The following is a 23,500-nucleotide window of genomic DNA, read 5'->3' as shown; positions in this document are numbered from 1 at the left end:
TGTGGGAGCGGGCTTGCTCGCGAAAGCGGTGTGTCCGGCGACATCAATGTTGACTGTGCCGCCGTCTTCGCGAGCAAGCCCGCTCCCACAGGTTCCGCACCGTCACTGACTGGCATCAACCTTGGCGCCCTCATTTTTGCGTCATCGGCCGACTGAGCAAGGTGTCGAGTCGAGCCAATGGCGGTGCTTCGCGGCTACGGTCGAACACTTGCAGATCGACCCGCACCAAGCGACCGTTCTGCGCATTGCCAATCGTCTGTTCGCAGCGCAACAGCAACCGCCCCTGATCGCATTCGATCGCTTTCGCCCCCAACGGCAAACGGCCCTCAAGGCGTAGCTCGGCCAAGCGACTCTGGGCCGCCAGCAGTGCGATGGACTTGTCGCGCAGCAGGCCATTGCTCTGGGTCATCAACCCGGCCACTCGCACTGCGGCAGACATTGCGACGGCGATGATCGCCAGCGCCACCAGCACTTCAATCAAGGTAAAACCGGCTTCTCGGGAAGGGCGTCGCATCAGGCGCTCGGGCAGTCTTGACAGCACTTGACGGTAACGTCCGGGCTTGACGGCTTGACGACCAAAGCTCCCGAGGAATTTCAACATCACTGACATATCTTCTTGCAACACTGCGCGTCGAATCGAATCAAGCCAGGGAATGTCGAGATGGATATCGCGCGCTTCAAGTTGCTGAATCAGCAGTCCCGCCTGCCTCGGGGGCAGCAAGGTTTCACCTTGATCGAGATCATGGTGGTGGTAGTGATTCTCGGGATTCTGGCGGCGATGGTGGTGCCCAAGGTGCTGGACCGGCCGGATCAGGCGCGGGCCACGGCCGCCAAACAGGACATTGGCGGCTTGATGCAAGCCTTGAAGCTGTATCGCCTGGACCACGGCACCTATCCGAACATGACCCAGGGCTTGAAAGTGCTGGTCGAACGCCCGGCGGACGCCAAAAACAGCAACTGGCGCTCGTATCTGGAGCGCCTGCCGAATGACCCGTGGGGCCGTCCCTACAACTATTTGAATCCGGGCACCAACGGCGAAGTCGATATCTTCTCCCTCGGTGCCGACGGCCAGCCGGACGGCGAGGGCGTGAGTGCCGATATCGGCTCCTGGCAGTTGTAAGCGCGGTCATGAAAGCCTATTCGCTGGCAGTGGCGAAGCAACGCGGCATGGCGATCATCAGTGCCTTGCTGATCGCCGCGGTGGTGGCGGTGATTGCCGGCGGCATGCTCACCCGGCAAACGGTGTTTACCCGAAGTCTTGAGGCCGAGCAGTTGCGAGTGCAGGGCGCCTGGGTGCTGCACGGCGGCATCGAGATCAGCCGACAGCTGCTGTGGGATGCGCGCCGGCGTGACCCGTTGACGCGTCTCGATCAGCCATGGGCGCAGCCCTTGGTGATGGCGCGTTATGACGGTCATGATTTGCCTTTCGAAGGTCGGCTGGAAGACGAACAGGGCAAGTTCAACCTGCGCAACCTGGTCGCCAATGAACGAATCGACGAGGAACAACTGGTGAACTTCCAGCGTCTGTGCCAGTTGATCGGGGTCAATGGGGCCCTGAGCCAACGCATCAGTCAGCGGGTGATCGCCTCTTACCCACGCCTGTTGAACCCTGAGTTGGCGGACAAAGCACCGCCGAAGAGCGGCTTTGACAGCGGCCGCGATACCTCGCCGAATGCCGTGCGCAAACCTCAATTGCCCACGCGCCCGATGCTGCGCAGCCTCGACGATTTGCGCAGTGTCGAGGGCGTGAATGACGCGCTGCTGGCGAAGATCACGCCTTATCTGACCATTCTTCCGGCCAATACCTGGCTCAACGGCAACACCGCCAGCGCACCGGTGCTGGCCGCCTACGTGCCGGGGCTGTCGATCGAGCGCGCCCAGGCGTTGCTCGTCGAGCGTGACGGCGGCCAGTGGTTCATCAATCGCGGGGATTTCGTCAACCGTCTGCGCATGCCAAACCTTGAGCTGGCGACCATCAAAGTCGGGATCACCAGCGACTGGTTTCGCTTGCGTGGCAAGGCGCGTAGCGATCAGCGCCGGGTCAGCCTCGATGCCTTGCTGCACCGTAGTGAAGACCGCTTGCCCGAGGTGATCTGGTCACGGGTGGGCGTATGAATCAGTTGCGCATTGCCTTGCCGCCACTGGCTGATCTGACCCTCGACAGCCCGCTGGAATTCGCCTGGCTGGACCGTCAGGGGCAGGTGACCCGCGAAGGCCAAAGTACCTTGCTGCAATTGGGCCAGAGCGGGAAACCCCCGGCGATTGCATTTTTTCTGCACCCTCAGGACAGCTTGTTGGCGAGCATCGACCTGCCGATTTTACCGACCAGCAAAACCACAGCAGCGGTGCAGTGCGCGGCGCAGGCGCTGATCCTCGGGGCCAGCGAGCAGATGCACATCGCCCATAGCCCACGAGACGAGCAGGGGCGCGTGCACATCGCATGGTTGTCCCGGGAATGGCTGAGCCAGTTCGGCCAGCTACTTCGGATGGCGCGATTGACCCTGCGCGGTGTGTACTCGGGTGCGTATTGCTTGCCTGTCGCGGATGGCCCGGTGGCCTGTGTTCGGGACGGGCATCTGTTGGTGCGTCACAGCCTTCAGCACGCGGTCGTACACCCGGCGGTGGAGGAGGCGTTGAGTGATCTGTTGCTGGAGAACGGCGCCAGCGTGCAATGGATCGGCGAAGCGCTGCCGGAGGCGACGATCAGACACTTACCCGCCGAACGACGCTGGACCGGTGCCTTGCCCGGATGGGGCTTGCACGGCGGAATTCAACAACGCAGTGCCGGCCAACCAGGCTGGGGGCGGGCGGCGGCCTTTTGCACGATAGCCGTGGCGGTCTGGACCTTGGGGCTGAATCTGTACGCTGCCCGTGAAGCGACGCAGGGCCAGCGACTCAAGACGCACATGAACCAGCGGGTGAAGCAGGCCTTCCCTGAGTTGCCGGTGATCCTCAATCCGCTGCAACAGACCCGTCAGCAATTGGCCGCCCGCCAGAGCGGCGCCGCGACCGACCCGACCCAGCGTTTCGCCAGCCTGGTGCTGCAGACCGGCAGCGGCATGCCCTTCATCGCCGGCAGCGTGCAACGGCTGGTGTTTGAAAACGGCGAGTTGCAGCTGAGCTTGCTGAGCGATGCGCGCAAAACCGGCAGCGACAAGCAGTGGCAAACCGCGCTGACCCAGGCCGGCATTGCCGTCGACGCCACCGATGATGGCTGGACCTTACGCCCGGCCTCCGAGCCTGCGGCCAGCGACACGGACAGCGCCAGCGGAGCCAACGATGAGTAACTCTTCCCTAGAGATTTACCGTGCGCGCTGGCAGCACTTCAACGCCCGCGCTCAGGAGTTCTGGCAAGGCCTGGCCCTGCGCGAGAAACGCATGGTCGCGGGCACGGCGTTGGTGCTGGCTGGCTTGTTGACCTGGCTGTTGCTGATTCAACCGCCGCTGAAAAAGATCGATTACTGGCAGGCCGAAACGCCGAAGCTGCGCTCCCAAGCGGAAGCACTGGAAGTCTTGCTGCGTGAGGTGGCGCGGCCGCCCACCGCGCAGAGCCTCGAACAATCCCTGCGCCAGAGTCTCGAAGCCAGCGGCCTGGCCGGGCATTACCAATTACAGTCGCCGGACACCGCAACCCCCCAAGCCTGGCGCTTGACGTTCGACGAGGCCCCGGCAGACGCCGTGGTCGGCTGGCTGCTGGTCAATCCCCGGCAATTTTCCCTTGAGGTAGTCGAGGTTCGCTTGCAGCGCGCCGGCGAACCTCAACCCAATGACACGGCAGGCACTCTGTCCGGAACCATTCGCATGGATCAGGCGCTCGGCGCTAAGGAAGCTTCATGAAGTGGTCAGGTTCTCTGTATGCGCGTCAGTGCCGCATGGCCGCGCCGTTTTTATTGCTAGCCCTGAGCGCGTGCAGCAACACCACCATGACGCAACAGCCGCCGTTGCTGGTGGACAGCGAGTTGGGACGCCCGTTGGCCGATACCAACCGTACCGGCGATGCGTTGGCGGATCGTCAAAAAAACCAGGCGCAGTTGAAGCAGTCGCCGGGAGCGCAACATAAAATCAGCAGCCCTGGTCGAAGCAATACAGTGCCCGCTGGTAGCGCGCCAGCGAGCAATCCGTTGGGCAACCAACCGGTGACGCTGAACTTTGTCGACGTCGATATCCCGGCGGTGGTGCGGGCATTGTCGCGGTCCACCGGTCGCCAGTTTCTGGTCGATCCACGGGTCAAAGGCAACCTGACGCTGGTCTCCGAAGGGCAGGTGCCGGCGCATCAAGCCTACGACATGCTGCTGGCGACGCTGCGCATGCAGGGTTTCAGCGTGGTCGATGTCGGCGGGGTTTCCCAAGTGGTGCCGGAGGCCGACGCCAAGTTGCTCGGCGGGCCGATTTACAGTGCCGACAAACCGGCCGGCAACGGCATGCTGACCCGCACTTTTCGCCTGCAATACGAAAACGCGGTGAACCTGATCCCGGTGCTGCGCCCGATCGTGTCGCCGAACAACCCGATCAACGCCTACCCCGGCAACAACACCATCGTCGTCACCGATTACGCCGAGAACCTGTCGCGGGTGGCGCAGATCATTCAGGGCATCGACAGCCCAAGCGCCATCGACACTGACGTGGTGCAAGTGCAGAACGGTATTGCCGCGGACATTGCCGGCATGGTCTCGGACTTGCTGGAGGCGCCGGGCAACGACCCGACGCAGAAGATTTCGGTGATCGGCGACCCGCGTTCCAACTCGATCATCATCCGTGCCGGCAGCCCGGAGCGCACCGAGCTGGCACGCAACCTGATCTACAAACTCGACAACGCCCAGAGCAACCCGAGCAACCTGCACGTGGTGTACTTGCGCAACGCCCAGGCCGGCAAACTGGCCCAGGCCCTGCGCGGTTTGCTGACCGGGGAAAGCGACAGTGGCAGCAGCGACGGCGCGCGTTCGGTACTCAGCGCGATGGGCAGCAACACCGGCGGTGGCCAGAACGGGCAGAGCGGCAGCCAGAGCAGCAGCGGCACGCAAACCTCTACATCGGGCGGCAGCACTACGGGCGGCACCAGTTACGGGCAGGGCACCAGCGGCTCAAGCGGCCAGACAGGCAGCGGTCAGCAGAGCGAACAGAACGTCGCCTTCAGTGCGGGCGGCGTGACTATTCAGGCCGATGGCACCACCAACACCTTGCTGATTTCCGCGCCGGAGCCGGTGTACCGCAACCTGCGCGAAGTGATCGACATGCTCGATCAGCGCCGCGCGCAAGTGGTCATCGAAAGCCTGATCGTCGAAGTCGGCGAGGACGATGCGACTGAATTCGGCGTGCAATGGCAGACCGGCAATCTGGGCGGCAACGGCGTGATCGGCGGCGCCAACCTCGGCGGCTCGGGAATCAATACCAACGCCAATACCAGCATCGACGTATTACCTCAGGGCCTCAACCTCGGCTACGTCAATGGAACGGTGGACATCCCCGGCATCGGCAAGATCCTCGACCTGAAAGTCCTCGCCCGTGCCTTGAAGAGCAAGGGCGGCACCAACGTGCTGTCGACACCTAACCTGCTGACCCTCGACAACGAAGCGGCGAGTATTTTTGTCGGCCAGACCATTCCTTTTGTCAGCGGCAGTTACGTCACCGGCGGTGGCGGCACCAGCAACAACCCGTTCCAGACCGTGACCCGTGAAGAGGTCGGCTTGAAGCTCAATGTGCGGCCACAGATTTCCGAAGGCGGCACGGTCAAACTCGACATCTACCAGGAAGTCAGCAGCGTCGATGAGCGCGCGTCCAACAGTGCGACCGCCGCCGGGATCGTCACCAATAAACGTGCGATCGACACCAGCATCCTGCTCGATGACGGGCAGATCATGGTGCTCGGTGGCTTGTTGCAGGACGGCTACAGCCAAAGCAACGATGCGGTGCCGTGGCTGTCGACCATTCCCGGGATCGGTGCGCTGTTTCGCAATGAGCGCCGGGCGATCACCAAGACCAACCTGATGGTGTTCCTGCGCCCGTACATCATTCGCGACAGCGGTGCCGGGCGCGCGATTACCCTTAACCGCTACGACTTCATGCGCCGCGCCCAAGGTGGGATGCAACCGGAACACAGCTGGGCGATGCCGGACATGCAGGCACCGCAACTGCCGACTGCGGCTCAGGGTGTGCCGGTATCGAATGCGCAGCCACGAGCGACCATTCGCGCAGTGCCAATTGAAGGGAGTATGCGCCAGTGACCAACACACCATCCCCCTGTGGGAGCGGGCTTGCTCGCGAAAGCGGTATGTCAGTCACCATAATGCCGAATGTGCTAACGCCTTCGCGAGCAAGCCCGCTCCCACAGGGGATCTTCGGTGTGTTGCAGATCAGGGGGTTACCATGAGCGCTTTGCCCTACGCCTGGGCCAAGGCCCAACGCATCCTGCTGCGCACTGGCGAGGAGGGCGCGGTGTTGACGGTGTGCCCGTCGACGCCGGGCTGGTCGATCAGCGAAGTGCGGCGCCAGTTCGGCCCGGCGCGGCTGGAGCGGGTACGCGATGAGGAACTCGACGGCTTGCTCGCCAGTGCCTATGCCGACACCGGCAGCGCAGCAGCGGTGGTCGGCGCGGCGGAAAACGAAGTCGATCTCGATCGCCTGATGCAGGACATTCCGGAAATCACCGACCTGCTGGACACCCAGGACGGCGCGCCGGTAATCCGCATGATCAACGCCTTGCTCACGCAAGCGGCGCGGGACGAGGCCAGCGACATTCACATCGAGCCCTATGAAAGCCATTCGGTGGTGCGCTATCGGGTCGACGGCACGCTGCGGGATGTGGTGTCGCCGCGCAAGGCATTGCACGGCGCTTTGGTGTCGCGGATCAAGATCATGGCGCAACTCGACATCGCTGAAAAACGCCTGCCCCAGGATGGCCGCATCGCCTTGCGCGTGGCCGGGCGGCCGATCGACATTCGCGTGTCTACGGTGCCCACCGGCCACGGCGAACGGGTGGTAATGCGTTTGCTCGACAAACAGGCCGGGCGCCTGCAACTGGAAACCTTGGGCATGGACCCGCAAGTGCTGGCCAAACTCGACAACCTGATCCGCCAACCCCACGGCATCGTGCTGGTCACCGGCCCCACCGGCAGTGGCAAAACCACCAGCCTCTACGCCGCGTTGGCTCGGCTGGACGCCAGCACCAGCAACATCCTCACCGTTGAGGACCCGGTGGAGTACGACTTGCCGGGCATCAGCCAGATTCAGGTCAACGCCAAAATCGACATGACCTTCGCCCTGGCACTGCGGGCGATCCTGCGGCAAGACCCGGACATCATCATGATCGGCGAGATCCGCGACCTCGAAACCGCACAAATCGCCGTGCAGGCTTCGCTCACCGGGCACTTGGTGCTGGCGACGCTGCACACCAACGACGCGGTATCGGCGGTTAACCGCTTGATCGACATGGGCGTCGAACCGTTTCTGCTGGCGTCATCGATGCTCGGGGTGCTCGCGCAACGCCTGGTGCGACGGCTGTGTCAGCACTGCAAACAGGAAGACCCGGCCGCCCCCGGCACCTGGCGACCGCTCGGCTGTGCCGCGTGCAACCACACCGGCTACAGCGGTCGCACTGGCATTCACGAACTGTTCTGCATCGACGATGACATTCGCACGCTGATCCATCAGGGCGCCGGCGAGCAGGCCTTGAGAGCCGCGGCCCGCGAAGCCGGGATGTTCAGCATGCGTGAAGACGGCGAGCGCTGGGTTCGCAGCGGTGCCACGGCGCCGGAAGAAATCCTTCGCGTGACACGGGACGCCTGATGAACCGCTACCGTTTTGAAGCTGCCGACGCCAACGGCAAGATCGAGGCCGGCCATCTGGAAGCCGACAGCCAGAGCGCGGCGTTCGGCGTATTGCGCAGCCGTGGCCTGACGGCGTTGTTGGTGCAGATCGAGAGCAACACGCCGGCGGGCGGTGGCAGCGGATTGTTCAGCGCCAAACTCTCGGACAACGACCTGGCCTGGGCCACTCGGCAACTGGCGAGTCTGCTGGGGGCAAGCCTGCCATTGGAAGCTGCATTGAGCGCGACGGTGGAGCAAGCCGAACGCAAGCACATCGCCCAGACCTTGAGCGCGGTGCGCTCCGATGTTCGTGGCGGCATGCGCCTGGCCGAAGCGCTGGCGGCGCGACCACGGGATTTTCCGGAGATCTATCGGGCGCTGGTCGCGGCGGGTGAGGAGTCCGGTGACCTGGCCCAGGTCATGGAGCAGCTGGCCGATTACATCGAAGAGCGCAACAACCTGCGGGGCAAGATTCTCACTGCGTTTATTTACCCCGGTGTGGTGGGACTGGTGTCGATTGCCATCGTGATTTTCCTGCTCAGCTATGTGGTGCCGCAGGTGGTCAGCGCGTTTTCCCAAGCGCGTCAGGACCTGCCGGGGCTGACCCTGGCAATGCTCAATGCCAGTGATTTCATTCGCGGTTGGGGCTGGTTGTGTTTCAGTCTGATGGCGGGCGGTTTCTGGGGCTGGCGCCTGTACTTGCGCAACCCGGCGGCGCGTTTGAGCTGGCACAGCCGGATCCTGCGTTTACCTTTGTTCGGGCGATTCGTGCTGGGGCTGAACACCGCGCGTTTTGCCTCGACCCTGGCAATTCTCGGCGGCGCTGGAGTGCCGTTGTTGCGGGCGCTGGAGGCCGCACGCCAGACCTTGTCCAACGACCGCCTGAGCCTGAGCGTCAGCGACGCCACGGCCAAGGTCCGCGAGGGTGTTAACCTGGCCGCGGCGCTGCGGGTCGAGAAAGTCTTTCCGCCGGTGCTGATCCACTTGATCGCCAGTGGCGAGAAAACCGGCTCTTTGCCGCCGATGCTCGAACGCGCCGCGCAAACCCTGTCCCGCGACATCGAGCGCCGGGCCATGGGCATGACCGCGTTGCTTGAACCGTTGATGATCGTGGTCATGGGCGGCGTGGTGCTGGTGATCGTCATGGCGGTGCTGTTGCCGATTATCGAGATCAATCAGTTGGTGCAATAAAGGCACAAAAGCAAGCCCGCTCCCGCACTGGGTCTGTGTCTCACCGAAGATCAAATGTGGGAGCGGGCTTGCTCGCGAAGACTGACTCCCTGACACCAATTACTTGAATTATTTTCCACTGATCCACGCCTCACCCGAGCCCCAACCCCACTAACCTCGGGTTCTCGGTTCTGTCATGTGCAACCACAAATCAAGCCGTCCGGCCGATCTTCGGCCAATCCTTGCAAACACGCGCGCCAGACGCCCGTCGTGGCGCCTCCAAACACCCGAGAATTCGCTAAAAAATCGCCCCGTACCTCCCGAGGTTTTTTCCTTTATCTGTCACTGGAAGCTGCGAATTTCTACCCCATGGCCTCAGCCAACAAGCCGTCCGGATCAAGGCACTGGAGCGAGCGCCATGGCGTCATGCACGAGAAAATCACTCAACGTACGAACACGACGAAAGGAGCTTCTTCATGTTTAAGCGCACTATGATCGCAGCCTCGTTGGCTGTTGCCGCACTGGCCTCGGCCCAGTCCATGGCTGCTGTTGTGGGTGGCGGTGCAACGCTGCCGGAAAGACTCTACAACGGTGCTTCGCCACTGCCACGCTTGCTGCCGACTGACTTCAGCTACACCGGTGTCGGTAGCGGTGCTGGCAAGACTGCGTTCCTGACCAACGCTCCAGCTTCGATCGGTCAACCTGCCGGTACTCCGGTGGATTTCGCCGGTAGCGATTCGGTGCTCAGTTCTACCGAACTCACCAACTACAACACAGCCTTTGGTGCAACCTACGGCAAACTGATCCAGATCCCGTCGGTCGGTACGTCAGTCACCATCCCGTACAAAAAATCGGGCACCACCAATCTGCAGCTGACCGCTGCGCAGTTGTGCGATGCGTTCTCCGGCACCAAGACTACCTGGGGTCAATTGCTCGGTACTACTGACGCCACGCCGATCAAGATCATCTATCGTTCCGGCAGCAGCGGCACCACTGAGCTGTTCGCACGCTTCCTCAACGATTCCTGCCCAACCAAGTTCTCCGTCAGCAGCACCTTCACCACCGCCAACATCGGCACCGAACCTGGCACCTGGCAAGCAGTGGCGGGTAGCGGTGACGTTCTGACGGCTGTCAACGCGGTCAATGGCGCCATCGGTTACGTCAGCCCTGACTTCATCCCTGCGCCTATCAGCAACACCGTAGTGGCTCGTGTCAGCAAAAACACCGTGGCTGCGGGCACTGCACCGCTGCCAACCCTGCCCAACACCACTTCCGCTCTGGGTACTGCCCCTGTGCCAGCGACACCGGCTGATCGGGCAAATCCGCTGAAATGGGTTCCGACCTTCGGCACCGGCGGCACCGCTGTACCGACCGGTGCCAATCAGTACCCAATCGTGGGTTACACCAACTTCCTGGTCGGCCAGTGCTACACCACGGCCGCCGACGCAACGGCTGTTCGCAATTTCCTGACCAGCCTCTACACCGGCACCAAAAACTCCACCATCAGCGCACACGCCTTCGCTGTAGTGCCAGGCACCGCCGCGACGCCGACCAACCTGGCCGGCGAAATCAAGAAAGTCTTCCTGGATGACGCCTACGGCGAAGGCACCGCCATCGCTAACGTCAGCGTCTGCAACGGTAAAGGTCGTCCGTAAGGCAAGCGTTTGAAATCACTTCGCGCGAGTACCGGCGAAGGTAATAACGATCGGCAGCGGCCTGTAGGGCGCTGCCGATTTTTTTGTGCGTGCAGTTCGCCAAGGAAAGGCGCGGTGAGCAACAACTTGTGGCGAGGGATGGTGTTCGCTCTTGAGTGACTGGCATCAGTGCAAACCCTCTCGTCACAGGGTGCTTCTAAGTTTGTAGGGCTAGGCCTTACCCCAGCTATATGAACTTTGCGTGACAAGCGTTCGGTCCCGGCCCGCGACAACTGCCTTATCCCATATCAGCAACGCCAGCCGTTGCCGCAGCCCGTTCCTGGAATTGCAAAAGGAAGAGTAGTGATGCCTCGCGGTAAAACCACGCCTGATCTGAATGTCACTGTGCGCTCGATGGAGCATCCGCTGTTGCGCTTGAAACCGCTGGCCCAGGCCATTGCGTTGCTGATGATCGCCGGCAGTGCCGAGGCGGCCACGGCGTTCAGTTCCAGTTGGTTCGCCGCCAAGGGCGCGGCCCTGAACAGTGGGGCTGCGCGCCCGGGTAGTGCGGTGCCGGGTTCGCCGCCGCCATTGGCCCAGCAGCAGCGGGTCAATCAGCAGCTGCAGCGTTCGCTGAATAACCTCAACAACACCGTGGCGGCGATTGCTGCGCAACAGGCGGCGCAAGCCGCCGGACGCCAGTTTGCCTTGGGGCAGCCGCAGAGCGTGCCCAACGGAATGGGCGATGGCGGCCTGAAGATCGATGAGAATCCGCTGACCCGTGGCTGGACCAATGCCAATAAGCCGCTACCAAGCCACTCCGGTGGCAAGACCACGGTGCACATCGAGCAGACCGCCGACAAGGCGATCCTCAATTGGGAAACCTTCAACGTCGGGCGCGATACAACGGTCGAGTTCGGCCAGCAGGCGAGCTGGGCGGTCCTCAACCGGGTCAACGATCCGAACGCCCGTGCCAGTGTGATTGCCGGTCAGATCAACGCGCCAGGCACGGTGATGGTGGTCAACCGCAACGGCATCGTGTTCAGCGGCAGCAGCCAGGTCAACGTGCGCAACCTGGTGGCGGCGGCCGCCACCATCAGCGATGACCAGTTCAGCAAAAACGGCTTGTACGTCGACCAGGACGGCACCCAGCCGACCTTCAGCGATGCGTTCGGCAAGGTCGAAGTGCAGCGCGGTGCCGTGCTGCAAACCCTGCCGGCCGGTTCATCCACACAGTCCGGTGGCTATGCCTTGTTGCTCGGCAGCGAAGTGCGCAACGACGGCACCCTTGTCACTCCTGAGGGTCAGACCACCCTGGCGGCGGGCGACAGTTTTTACATCCGCCGTGGCGCCGGCACCGAAGGTAACCAGCAATCGACCACGCGCGGCAACGAAGTGGCCAGCACCTTCAAAGCCGGTAGCCAGGCCGGTACGGTGGTCAACAGCGGGATCATTCAGGCGGCGACCGGCGACATCACGCTCACGGGGCATCAGGTCCAGCAAAACGGTGTGCTGGTCGCCAGCACCTCGGTGGATACCCGCGGCACCATCCATTTACTCAACGCCGCCAGCGATGCCACCGGCAGCGTGACGTTGGGTCAGGGCAGCGTCAGCACCATCTTGCTGGAGCAAGGCGCTTTGGCGCTGGACAGCCAGCGTCAGGCGGCAATCAACAACCTCAACGGTGTATTGCCGAACAACGCCACAGGGCGTTTCGACAACCTCAGCAAAGTCAGTGATCGCACCGACCAGTCGCGAGTAGAAGTCGTCAGCGGCGGCACAGTGGATTTCCAGAGCGGTTCGATCACCCTGGCCACCGGCGGCCAGGTTGCGGTCAGCGCCGGCAAGCGCAGCCTGGTGCGCGATGGGGCGATCATCGACGTGTCCGGCGCCGTCGGCGTGAAAGTGGCGATGAAATCCAACAGCATCAAGGTCAACATCCAGGGCAACGAACAGCGTGATGCCTCGGGCAACCGCGAGGGCGGTGCGCTTAATAGCACTGACGTCTGGGTCGACGTGCGTGAGCTGGTGCATGTGGCCGCCGGGGTCAACGGCTATGCCACGGACCGTTGGTACACCGCCGGCGGCTTGCTGGAAGTCGGTGGCTACCTTGGCACCCGCAATCACAGCATCGGCGAATGGATGGCCCAGGGTGGCAGCCTGACCTTTGCCGGCAATGATCTGGTAACCCAACAAGGTTCGCAGATCAATCTGTCCGGCGGCACCCTCGATGTGCAAGGCGGATATGTCCAGCAGAGCTGGCTCAAGGGCGCCAATGGCCGGTTGTATGAAGTGTCCAGGGCGCCCGGTGATCTGCTCTACACCGGCGTCTATAAAGGCTATGAAGACCACAGTGAACGCTGGGGTCAGACCGACTATTTCTACAACCCGCTGATTGCTCCGCGTCAGCGATACGAAAATGGCTACAGCGTGGGGCGTGATGCCGGGCAACTGGTGGTCGCAACGAATAACTCGGTGCTCGAAGGCGAGTTGGTGGGCAAGACCTTCCAGGGCGACCGACAAACCCAGGCGCCCGCGGCCGGGCTCGATGGTTACCAGCAATCCCAGAACAGCGCCGCCCGTAACGCGATATTGGCCATCGGCAGCTACGTGCCACGTTACCTGCAAAGTGCCGGCACCTTGAACTATCAATTGGGCGCGGTGCTGGACAAAGTCACACTGAGCGACGAACAAGGTCCGGATAGCGAGTCCATCGACCTGAACGATGCCGTAACCGCCGACCGTGAAGGCAGTCTGTCGCTGAACAGCCGCCTGCTCAACGACTTCGAATTGGGTGCGATCAAAGTGGCGGCCAAGGACCGGATCGTGGTCGATGGCGCCCTGCAAGTGACCCCCGGTGGCGACATCACCCTGTATGGCCCACGCATTGACGTGAATGCCGACCTGACCGCCCGCAGCGGTAGCATTCGGGTGGGCAACGTGCTCAATCAGCTGAATCTGAGCAAGATCGAAGACACGCTGTTGAGTGCGCCGACGGGCAGCCGTGCAGCAGTGGTGATAACCAAGGGGATCCATCTGGATGCCAGTGGCCTGTGGCGCAATCAATCGTTGAGTGAAGTGGACAGCGACGGCGTGGCGTATCGCGCCGGTGGCACGGTGTCGCTTCGCAGCAGCGATGACTTGCTGTTGCAGCAGGGTAGTCTGATTGACGTGTCGTCTGGCGCGACCTTGCTCAGCAACAACAAATTGCTCGGCGGTCGCGGTGGCGATATCACCCTGGCGGCGAACGCCAACAGCGCCGGTTCCAGCGGCCAGTTGTTGATTGGCGCCGAGCTGTTGGGTTACGGCGTCGACGGTGCCGGCACCCTGGATGTTCAGGCCGGCAAGGTGCAAATCGGTCGACCGCTGGCCACGGTGGATGACAGCATGCTGGTGTTGGCGGCTGATTTTTTCACCAAGGGTTTTGGCCAGTACCGCATCGCCGGCAACCAGGGCCTGACCGTGTTGGCAGGTACGCAGGTTGATGTCACCCGCCCGGTGTATCGGCTGCGCCCGGACGTGCAGGGCAATGGCAGCCTGTCGACCGGGCAATTGCTGGAGGTCTGGACGCCCGAGCAATACCAGGAAGATCCGATCAAAGGCGTGCTGACCCAGCGCGGCGGCGCGAACCTGAGCCTGAACGCCGGTACTTTGCTGTCGCCATTGGCCGACCGATCGAACGTCAGCCTGACGATCGAGGACGGCGCGGTGCTGAGCGTCGATCCGGGGCAGGCGTTGAACCTCGCCAGTATCGGCCAGTTGACCGTCAACGGTCAGCTCAATGCCTGGGGCGGATTGGTGAACCTTAGCCAGATCAACCCGGTCATCATTGATGCAGGGCTGGACGAAGCGGCGCATCAACGCTCGATCCGTGTCGGCAGTAGCGGGTTGATTGATGTATCGGCACGGGCGGTGACGGCGATCGATTTCCAGGGGCGGCGTTATGGCCGCGTGGGGGCGGGCGGCAGCATTGTCATCGGCAGCGAAATCAACACCGACCAAGGCACAGCCAAGGCGCCGGATCTGTTCGTAGTGCTGGAGCAGGGCTCGCGACTGCTGGCCAATGGTGCCCAGGCGCAACTGGATATCCGTGACGAGGGCGCGCGGTCGATTGCCGGTGCTGGCGGCAAGATTGCCTTGAGTTCCAACAATGGTCTGATTATCCATGGCCAGTTCAGCGCGGCCTCGGGTGGCGCGGGTGCGGCGGGCGGCAGCTTGTCGGTGGCGCTGGAAAGCGGGTTGTACCTCGATGGCACGATTGATAACTCGGTGCTTGCCCCACGGGAGTTGATCCTGTCGCAAGGGCCAAGCGCTGCGGCCGATCCATCGGCGCCGCTGGCCTATGGGCAGGGACAACTGGATGTGCAGCGTATTATCACGGGCGGTTTCGACAACCTGTCGCTGTTGAGCAACGGCATCCTGTCGTTTGACGGTGATGTGAACCTGAGCCTCAAACAAAGCCTGAGCCTGTACGCCGGCTCACTGGCGCTGGCGGAAAACGCCGCCAGTAACAGCCGTGTGTCGTTGCACGCGCCTTACTTGCGTCTGGCCGGTGCAACGGCCAGAGGGACGGATGTCGCCACCCGTCCGACGGTGAAAGGTGGCTTGTCCACCCAGGACAGCCAGGCGCAATTGCAGTTAAGCGCCGATCTGATGGAGGTGCGCGATGAGGTCACCTTCGGCGCCCACGGTTCGCTGGAGCAAAATCAGGGGCCCGACGTTCTGGTAGATCGCCGGGGGTTCGCGCAAGCCACCTTACGCAGTGAAGGGGATCTGCGCTTTCTCGGTGCGACGGCGCTCAACGCCGGTGGCGTGACACTGCTGCGAAGCAACGCCGATCTTGACCTCTTGGCGGCACAGCTTTACCCGGTCACCGGGGCCAACGCGAGAGTCCAGACCACCACCGAGTCGACCCTGACCATTGGGCGCACCACCGACACGGTGCCGACCGTACCCTATTCGGCGTTCGGTCAGTTGACCTTCGATGGCGGCATCATCCAGCAAGGCGGGGTCGTTCGAGCGCCGTTCGGCCTGCTGACCTTTGGCATTGACCAAGACGTACTGCAAAACCTGTCGTTCCTGCCCGGCAGCCTGACCTCGGTCAGTGGCGAGGACTTGCTGATGCCTTACGGCGGCACGATCGATGGCTTGACCTATCAGTACAACGGCAAAACCGTCGAGTTGACCGGCGTGGGTGGCAGTGCAAACTACAGCATCCTGACGATGGGTATTTCACTGAAAAGCCCGCGTATCGAGGTGCAACCGGACGCGGTACTGGACCTGTCCGGTGGTGGCGAGTTGACCGGGGCCGGGTTTATCTCCGGGCGCGGCGGTTCCACGGACGCCCGTTACAACCCGCTGGTGCAAAACGGTGTGGATGGGCGCTTTACCTTGCCGGGGCTGTCGACCAACCCGGTGTACGCCATCGTGCCGGGTAATGCCTCGGCTTACGCACCTCTGGCGGGCGAAAGCGGGGTGGAGGATCCGGTGATCGGCCAGCGCATTACCCTCGATGCCGGAGTGCCGGGGTTGCCGGCCGGCACCTACACCTTGATGCCTGCCAGCTATGCGTTGCTGCCCGGCGCATTCCGTGTCGAGCTCAATGGCCTGGCCAGTGCCGGCGCCCTGAGCAAGAGCCTGGCCATGCGCAACGGTTCGTGGGCCACCTCGGGGCGTTTGTCGATTGCCAATACCGGGATTGCCGATCCGTTGTCCAGCCAGTTGATCGTCACCTCGGGGGATGTGCTGCGTCGTTACTCGCAGTACAACGAAACCGGTTACGCTGCGTTCGCCAAGGCTGATGCCGCGCTCAAGGGGGTGCCACGGCCGATGATCGAGGCTGACGGCAAGACCTTGCTGCTTGGTTTCGTCGAAGGTGCGAGTGCTGATCCATCGCAAACCTTCAGTTTCAAGGGGCAAGCCGATTTCACACCAGGCAAGGACGGGCTAGGCGGCGCCGTTGGAGTTATCAACAACAGTAATCTTGAAGTGTTGGCGGTAGGGCAGGCAGCTACACAGGGGTTCGATGGGTCGTCGATCTACGCCAGTGAACTGAATGCCCTCAAGGCGCCGCGACTGGCCATTGGTGCATTGCCGGGCGTGCAATATGGTCAAGGCGGCAATCTGGTGAGCTTCAACGCCAGGTTGCAAAATATTTACCTGCGTCAGGGCGCGACGCTCAGGGCCGGGGAAGTATTCCTGACGACGGGAACAAAAAACGTCGATGGCATCGTTATCGAACAAGGCGCGAGTATCAATACGCTGGGGCAAGGCAAAGCACCTTACGACTCACGTAGCGGCTTTATTTATGATCCAGGCCAATATGCTCTTCTGGCGGTTTCCAACGGCTGGCTGGATGTGTTGCCTCCGACCTCTACCGGCCCCCTTGACTTTGACGGTCCGAGTCCGGTCAGGATCGGCCTGTGCACTTCTCTGGCCTGCACCGGCACCACGGAGTTGTACTCGGAGGGCTCGATCACCGTGGCCACCGACAATACCTTCAGCCTGGATGACTCGGTACGCTTCGGCACCCGTAACCTGATTCTGGCGGTGGGCGGGGTCAATATCGGTTCGGCCCAGGCGCTGGCCGCCGCGCAGCTGCGCAATGCCTTGCCCCAAGGTCTGACGCTCAACCAGCAAGTGCTCGACCGGCTGTTGCGTGGTGATGCCAGCAAAGGCGCGCCAGCCCTGGAAAGTCTGGTGCTCAACGCCCGGGATTCGGTGAACTTCTACGATAGCGTAGAGCTCAACACTTTCGACCAGAACGGCCAGTCGCGCTTGCAGCGCCTGGTGCTCGGTACCCCGGCCATCTACGGCTATGGCGCGGCGAGTGACCGGGCGACGATTCACACCGGCACCCTGGTGTGGAACGGCACCACCACCTCGCCGGCAGCACCAATTGCCAATGGCGCGGGCACCGGCAGCGGCCTGCTGGACATTCTGGTCGATACCCTGGAGTTCGGTTACGGCCCGAGCAGCCAGGCCAACAACAACGACCGCCAACGTCTGGCCCTGGGTTTCAATCAGGTCAATCTCACCGCGACCCAGCGCATCACCGCCAACCATACTGGCGGCTTGAGTGTGTATCAGGCACAAGGCAAATACGTCGTCGGCAGCGGCTTTACCTACAGCGGCGGCAACCTGCAGGTCAACACGCCGCTGTGGACCGGTGAAGCCGGTTCGATCAACCGAATCAAGGCCGGCGGGGCGATCACCGTGTCGGGGATTGCCGGACTTGGCGCTGGGGCCGTCGATGCGTCGGCGCTGGGGGCGGAACTGGCCCTTGAAGGCCAGAATCTGTACGTCGACAGCACCTTCCAATTGCCGAGCGGCAAGCTGACCCTGGCCAGCAGCGGCGGCCTGACCCTGGGTGATGCCGCTCAGCTGGATCTGGCCGGTCGCAAGCTGATGTTCAACGATGTCGTCAAGTACAGCTGGGGCGGCGACCTGATCCTCAAGAGCGAGGTCGGCAATATTCGCCAGGCTGCCGGGTCGATCATCGACTTGAGTGCACGCAACAACAACGCCGGGCAGTTGAGTGCCTACGCGGTGAATGCGGCGGCAGGTCTGGTGGACTTGCAAGGGCAAATCCTCGGCAGCGCCAGCGGTGACTACAACGCTGGCGGCACATTGGTGCCATACGCGGCGGGAGGGGTGGACATTCGTGCGCAAAGCGTCGGTGATTTCGCCGCGCTCAACCAGCGCCTGAACCGCGACCAGGTGTTCGGCTCGCGCAGCTTCCAGCTCAAGCGCGGTGACTTGGTGATTGGCGATGAATTGAAGGCCAACGAAATCAACGTGTCGGTGGACAATGGCAGCCTGACGGTAGCTGGCACCGTCGATGCCAGTGGTCGTCAGGTGGGCAGCATTCGTCTGGCGGGCAAGACCGGGCTGACCCTGGCCAGCAGCGCTGTGCTGGATGCCCACGGCACGCAACTTCGGGTCGACAGTTACGGCAAGATCATCGACTCGCCGAACCGTGCATCGGTCGAGCTGTCGGCTCAGGATGGCCCACTGGTATTGGCCAGCGGCGCGCGGATCGACCTGCGTCACGGCACGGATGCCGCGTCCGGTACCGGGCCGGGTCAAAATGACGGTCGGATGCGCGGCACCCTCGAACTCAACGCTCGACGCCTGGGTGGGGCGATCGCGGGTGACATCGACGTCGACGCCCGAGGTCCATTGACCATTCAGGGGGCGCGTTCGATTGTGCTCAACGCAGTGCAACGCTACAGCGATGCGCCGCCCGGTACTGGCGTGGGGGCCGATGGCAAGCCGTTTCAGGAGATCAATCAGGGCTATCTCAAAAAAAAGCACGACGACAGCACGAAGTTCATCAACGCGACGCGGAACAACTCGACATTGCTCAACGGCAAACTCGCCGGGCTGAACAACGCCACTTACGCCGACGCGTTCCATCTGCGACCCGGCGTGCAAATTGTCAGCGCTACGCCTGATGGCAACATGGTGATTTCCGGTGATATCGACCTGTCCGGTTATCGCTACGCCAGCCTTAATCCCCACAGCCAGCAAACCGGCGTCTACGGTTCCGGCGAACCGGGTAGCCTGGTGATTCGCGCCGGTGGCAACCTGGATGTTTTCGGCAGTGTCACCGACGGTTTCATGCCGCCCGCCCCGGCGGTTGCCGCCGATCGCTCTGACGGCAACGGCTGGCTGTTGATCCCCGGCAAGCAGCCGTTCGGCGCTGATCTGGTGGTGCCTCGCAGTGGAGTAGAACTGGCCGACGGTACCCAGTACCCGGCCGGCAGCGTGCTCAACTATGACCTGCCGTTCCAGGCCATGACCATTAGTGCGGGCACTTTATTGCCCAACGCACTGGAACTGGGTACGGAGCTCAATCTGGCGGCCGGCACTTTGCTCGGCGCTGCCGTGCGCGATAGCAATGGCAACGTGCTGTACGCCGCCGGGACGATTCTGAAGGAGGCAGTGACCTTGCCGCCTAAAACACGTCTGGACGCTGGCAGCCGCTTCAACGTGGCGGTGGCGGTGGAGCCCGGCGTCTGGCCCAAAGGCGTGGCTTTGCCGGATACCGGTCTGGTGCAGTCGGGGGTGAACGTCCTGCCCGTCGGTGGTCTGATCCCGGCGGAGACCGACGTCAAACTGGCCGACGGCACGAGCCTGATCGAACTGCGCGCCAAGGAAAACGGCCAACAGGGCAGCAACTGGGCGGTGGCGACCATGCTGCCGGACGGTTCGTTGTCCTGGTCGATGCGAATGGTGGCCGGGGCCGATACTCAGGCGGCGGATACTCGCCTTACGCGGGTGGATGGCCGCGAAGGGAATCTGCGTCTCGCGGACGGGCATTACATGGCCAAGCGTGAACTGATTGGCGGTGTCACGCCAGGCACCGGACTGGTCTGGGGGGCGGACAACTATCTGGGATACCCCGAGGGCACCCCGATCCTGCCGGAGGAGCTTTTCTGGTGTGAAGTCTTCCCCGGTTCTTGTCTGCCGGCTCCACCCAAGACGGTGCTGGTCTGGGCGCCGGACAACTATCTGCAGTACCCCGAGGGCACCCCGATCTTGCCGGAGGAACTGTTCTGGTGCGAGGTTTTTCCTGACTCCTGTGTCGCGGTCGTTGTACCTGAAGAACCAGCGCCGGGACCAACCACCAAAGTGACCCCGCAAACCCAACTGTTCAGCGTACTGCGCACTGGTACCGGCGACCTCGACCTGCTCAGCGCCGGCGATTTCAGCATGCAATCGCTGTTCGGCGTGTACACGGCAGGCACTCAGTCGGCTTCGCTCGCTAGCGGTGGCAGTGATCCTTATCAACAAGCCCGTGGTCACGGCGCCAATGGCGTATTGGGTGCCGATGCCAGTGCTTATGAATTCCTGACCCTGGGTGCGAACTACAAGGCCTGGTATCCGGAGCAGGGCGGTAACCTGAGGTTGAGCGCCGGCGGACAATTGCAGGGCGATACGCTCGGGCGCAAGAATGACGAAGCGGGTACCCGCCCCCAGTTTGGGTCCGCGGCAGTGGGTAACTGGTTGTGGCGCCAGGGCATGGGCAACGGTTCGGATATTCCGACGGCCTGGTGGATCAACTACGGCACCTTTGTCGCACAACCCAGCGGTGACCCGGCGCTGGTGGGCTTTACCGGTATCGGTACGCTGGGCGGCGGTAATCTTGATGTCAATGCCGCCGGTGACGCGGGTCTATTGGCCTATACCGGTTCGACAAATCATTCGATTATCCAGCGTAGCCAGGGCATCACCCTGGCCGTGGGCGGCACAGGTCGGGTGGCCAGTGATGGCAGCCTGGTCTTGACCGGCGGTGGCGACATGCAGGTGCATATCGGTGGTCGGCTTAACCCGTCGGCGCCGGCCCTGGCCGCCGCCAACGGTTCAACCGCCGATCTCAAGGGCACTCTGGTCAACCTGCGCGGTGCGCTGCAATTGCAGGCCGGCGCCGTGGGTGCGCTGGACCTGCGCTACGGTAGCTACAGCCCGTTCCAGGACCCGAAAGAATCCCGGGCCTATGACGCCTATACCTCGACCCTGGCCTCTGCACAAGGTGGTATGACCGTGGTGGCCGGTGATACCGGCGTGCAACTCAACAGCCGCGGCGACCTGGTGCTCGATGGCGTGGGTGACCCTGGGCGTCTGGAGATGAAGAACTCTACGGGATACACCGATGCATCGGGTACTCACCAAAACGGGGGCGGTTACAGCGGCTTCTCGTTGTGGACGCCGAACACCGCGATCGATCTGTTCAGTGCCGGCGGCAACCTGACGCCGTTCTTGAAGACTGAGGCCAACCCGAGCCAGAACACCCCCCGCACGGGCGGACGCATGTTCTATCCGTCGATTCTGCGGGCGGTGGCGGCCAATGGCAGTCTGTATTACGGCGCTTCGGCAACTGGTCGTAGCCAAGACTCATCGACTTACTCGCTGATGACCGCACCCTCGGCTAATGCCGAACTGCAACTGATTGCCGGCGATTCGATCTATGCCGGCGGTTATGCGGTGACGCAATCCGGCGCGGATCCGGCGCGGATTCCCACGCCGTTCAATCCGGTATTCGTAGGGATAAATTCGTTCGGGGGTAACAGCTATAGCAACTTCAGTGCAGATGTTTACAAACGCGATTTCAACAGCTTCCCGCTGTTCACCTTTGGCGCCAACATCTTCACCAACATGGACTGGCCGGAGCGTCAACCGGTGCGTTTCTACGCCATCAACGGCGACATCGTCGGTTTGCGCACGGGGGAGATCCTGCGCTACCCGGATTCGGGCAACGAAGTGCGCTATGAGGGCAGTGGCCCGCTGCGGGTGATGGCCGGTCGGGATATCGTCAATTCCGGCGTCCCTTTGACTACCACGACCGGCGTGCCTGCGGAGATTAGTGGTAATGCGGATGGGAGATCCACCGGCAACCTGATCGTCCACAGCCGGGCCGATGATATTTCCCTCGTCTCCGCCGGGCGTGACATTCGCCTGAGTACGTTCAACGTCGCCGGCCCCGGTTTGCTGGAGGTGTCCGCCGGCCGCAACTTGTATGGTGCCGGCTCGGGCGTGGGCAATGTTTATCAGGAAGGTGGTTTCAACAGCATCGGCAATGTCGATGCGCGCTCCACGGTCAATGATGGGGGTGCATCGATTGCGCTGGTGGTCGGTGCCGGTGCCCAGGGGCCGAACTACCAAGGCTTGCTGAGCCGGTATCTGGGGCAGGGCGCGCTCAAGAACTACAGTGCCGAACTGGCCCAGTGGCTGACCGAGCGCTTCGGTCTCATCGGTAATGACGATCAGGTCGCTGCCTGGTTCGCAGCATTGCCCGCCGAGCAACAACGGGTGTTTGCCCGCAAGATCTACTTCGCTGAGTTGAAGGCCGGTGGCCGTGAATACAACGAAGTGGGCGGCGTTCGCGAAGGCAGTTACCTGCGTGGTCGCGAGGCGATCGCGGCGTTGTTCCCGGAAAAGGATGTAGCCGGCAACACCATCAACTACGACGGCGACGTGACGCTGTACGGTGGCGCCGGTATCCACACCGATTTCGGTGGCGACATCCAGGTGCTGACACCGGGCGGACGGCAGGTCTACGGCATCGAGGGCGCGGCACCACCGTCCACGGCAGGGGTGATCACCCAGGGTTCCGGGGATATTCAGTTGTATTCCAGGGACAGCATTCTGCTCGGCCAGAGCCGGATCATGACCACCTTCGGCGGCTCGATCTTCGGCTGGTCGGCGCAAGGCGACATCAACGCCGGTCGCGGTTCGAAGACTACCGTGGTCTACACGCCACCCAAGCGCGTGTATGACACCTGGGGCAACGTGACCCTGTCGCCATCGGTGCCGAGTACCGGAGCCGGTATCGCCACGCTAAATCCGATTCCCGAAGTGGCACCGGGAGACATCGACCTGATCGCCCCACTGGGCACCATCGATGCCGGTGAGGCGGGGATTCGGGTGTCGGGCAACGTCAACATCGCGGCATTGACCGTGGTGAACGCGGCGAACATTCAGACCCAGGGCAAGTCGACCGGTGTGCCGATGACCGCTTCGGTGAATACCGGGGCGATCACCTCGGCCAGTTCCGCGGCGTCATCGGCCACCCAGGCTGCGGAGGACGTGGCGCGTCAGCAGCAGGCCGCGTCGCGGCAGAATCAGGCGTCGGTGTTTACCGTGCAGGTATTGAGTTTCGGTTCCGAACAATTGGCGCCGACTCGCGATGGCGCGAGCCGGGCGCCGGAGGCTGGGTACAACCCGAACAGTCCGGTGCAAGTGTTGGGTGCCGGGGCTCTGGATGAATCGGCGCGACAGCGGTTGACTGAGGAGGAGCGGGGCAGCCTTACCCTATAGAACTCTCGTTGTAATTTTGGGCGACCTTCGGGTCGCCTTTTTTTTACAAATCTGGTGGATGTACACAGTCCA

General features: G+C 62.5%; 10 protein-coding genes. 9 read left to right on the top strand and 1 reads right to left on the bottom strand.

All coding sequences use genetic code 11. The features are described from left to right. Nucleotides 1-130: 130 nt before the first annotated feature. Nucleotides 131-514 (bottom strand): type II secretion system minor pseudopilin GspI, encoded by a 384-nt coding sequence (gspI, locus tag CKW20_RS15930; RefSeq protein ID WP_095053890.1) that lies wholly within the window; start codon nt 512-514, stop codon nt 131-133. Nucleotides 515-661: 147 nt separating this feature from the next. On the opposite strand from gspI, the gene gspG reads away from it, so the two are divergent. The 9 genes from gspG to CKW20_RS15885 all read left to right on the top strand — a co-directional run bounded on the left by gspG (nt 662) and on the right by CKW20_RS15885 (nt 23,428). Then, nucleotides 662-1,120 carry a type II secretion system major pseudopilin GspG gene (gspG, locus tag CKW20_RS15925; RefSeq protein WP_095053774.1) on the top strand — a complete coding sequence of 153 codons (459 nt, stop codon included), beginning with the start codon at nt 662-664 and terminating at the stop codon, nt 1,118-1,120. Nucleotides 1,121-1,128: 8 nt separating this feature from the next. Continuing rightward, nucleotides 1,129-2,115 carry a type II secretion system minor pseudopilin GspK gene (gspK, locus tag CKW20_RS15920; RefSeq protein ID WP_095053773.1) on the top strand — a complete coding sequence of 329 codons (987 nt, stop codon included), beginning with the start codon at nt 1,129-1,131 and terminating at the stop codon, nt 2,113-2,115. Then, a complete protein-coding gene (gspL, locus tag CKW20_RS15915) occupies nt 2,112-3,287 on the top strand; it encodes a type II secretion system protein GspL (protein WP_095053772.1) in 1,176 nt (391 codons plus the stop codon). The genes gspK and gspL overlap by 4 nt, the downstream gene beginning before the upstream one ends. After that, nucleotides 3,280-3,837 carry a type II secretion system protein GspM gene (gene gspM, locus CKW20_RS15910; protein WP_095053771.1) on the top strand — a complete coding sequence of 186 codons (558 nt, stop codon included), beginning with the start codon at nt 3,280-3,282 and terminating at the stop codon, nt 3,835-3,837. The genes gspL and gspM overlap by 8 nt, the downstream gene beginning before the upstream one ends. Further along, nucleotides 3,834-6,221 (top strand): type II secretion system secretin GspD, encoded by a 2,388-nt coding sequence (gene gspD, locus CKW20_RS15905; protein WP_095053770.1) that lies wholly within the window; start codon nt 3,834-3,836, stop codon nt 6,219-6,221. The genes gspM and gspD overlap by 4 nt, the downstream gene beginning before the upstream one ends. Nucleotides 6,222-6,363: 142 nt before the next feature. Next, nucleotides 6,364-7,782 carry a type II secretion system ATPase GspE gene (gene gspE / locus CKW20_RS15900; protein ID WP_095053769.1) on the top strand — a complete coding sequence of 473 codons (1,419 nt, stop codon included), beginning with the start codon at nt 6,364-6,366 and terminating at the stop codon, nt 7,780-7,782. Next, the gene (gene gspF / locus CKW20_RS15895; protein WP_095053768.1) at nt 7,782-8,993 is read left to right on the top strand and encodes a type II secretion system inner membrane protein GspF; all 1,212 of its coding nucleotides are present in this window, start codon (nt 7,782-7,784) and stop codon (nt 8,991-8,993) included. Before gspE ends, gspF begins: the two co-directional genes overlap by 1 nt. Before the next feature lie 455 nt (nt 8,994-9,448). Then, the gene (locus tag CKW20_RS15890) at nt 9,449-10,627 is read left to right on the top strand and encodes a substrate-binding domain-containing protein (RefSeq protein WP_095053767.1); all 1,179 of its coding nucleotides are present in this window, start codon (nt 9,449-9,451) and stop codon (nt 10,625-10,627) included. A gap of 345 nt (nt 10,628-10,972) precedes the next feature. Next, nucleotides 10,973-23,428 (top strand): filamentous haemagglutinin family protein, encoded by a 12,456-nt coding sequence (locus tag CKW20_RS15885; RefSeq protein ID WP_095053766.1) that lies wholly within the window; start codon nt 10,973-10,975, stop codon nt 23,426-23,428. Nucleotides 23,429-23,500: the final 72 nt, after the last annotated feature.

It is taken from the genome of Pseudomonas sp. Irchel s3b2, assembly GCF_900187445.1.
Taxonomy (GTDB): Bacteria; Pseudomonadota; Gammaproteobacteria; order Pseudomonadales; family Pseudomonadaceae; genus Aquipseudomonas.
Note: the sequence above shows the minus strand (reverse complement) of the source record. Positions and strands in the feature narration are given on the sequence as shown.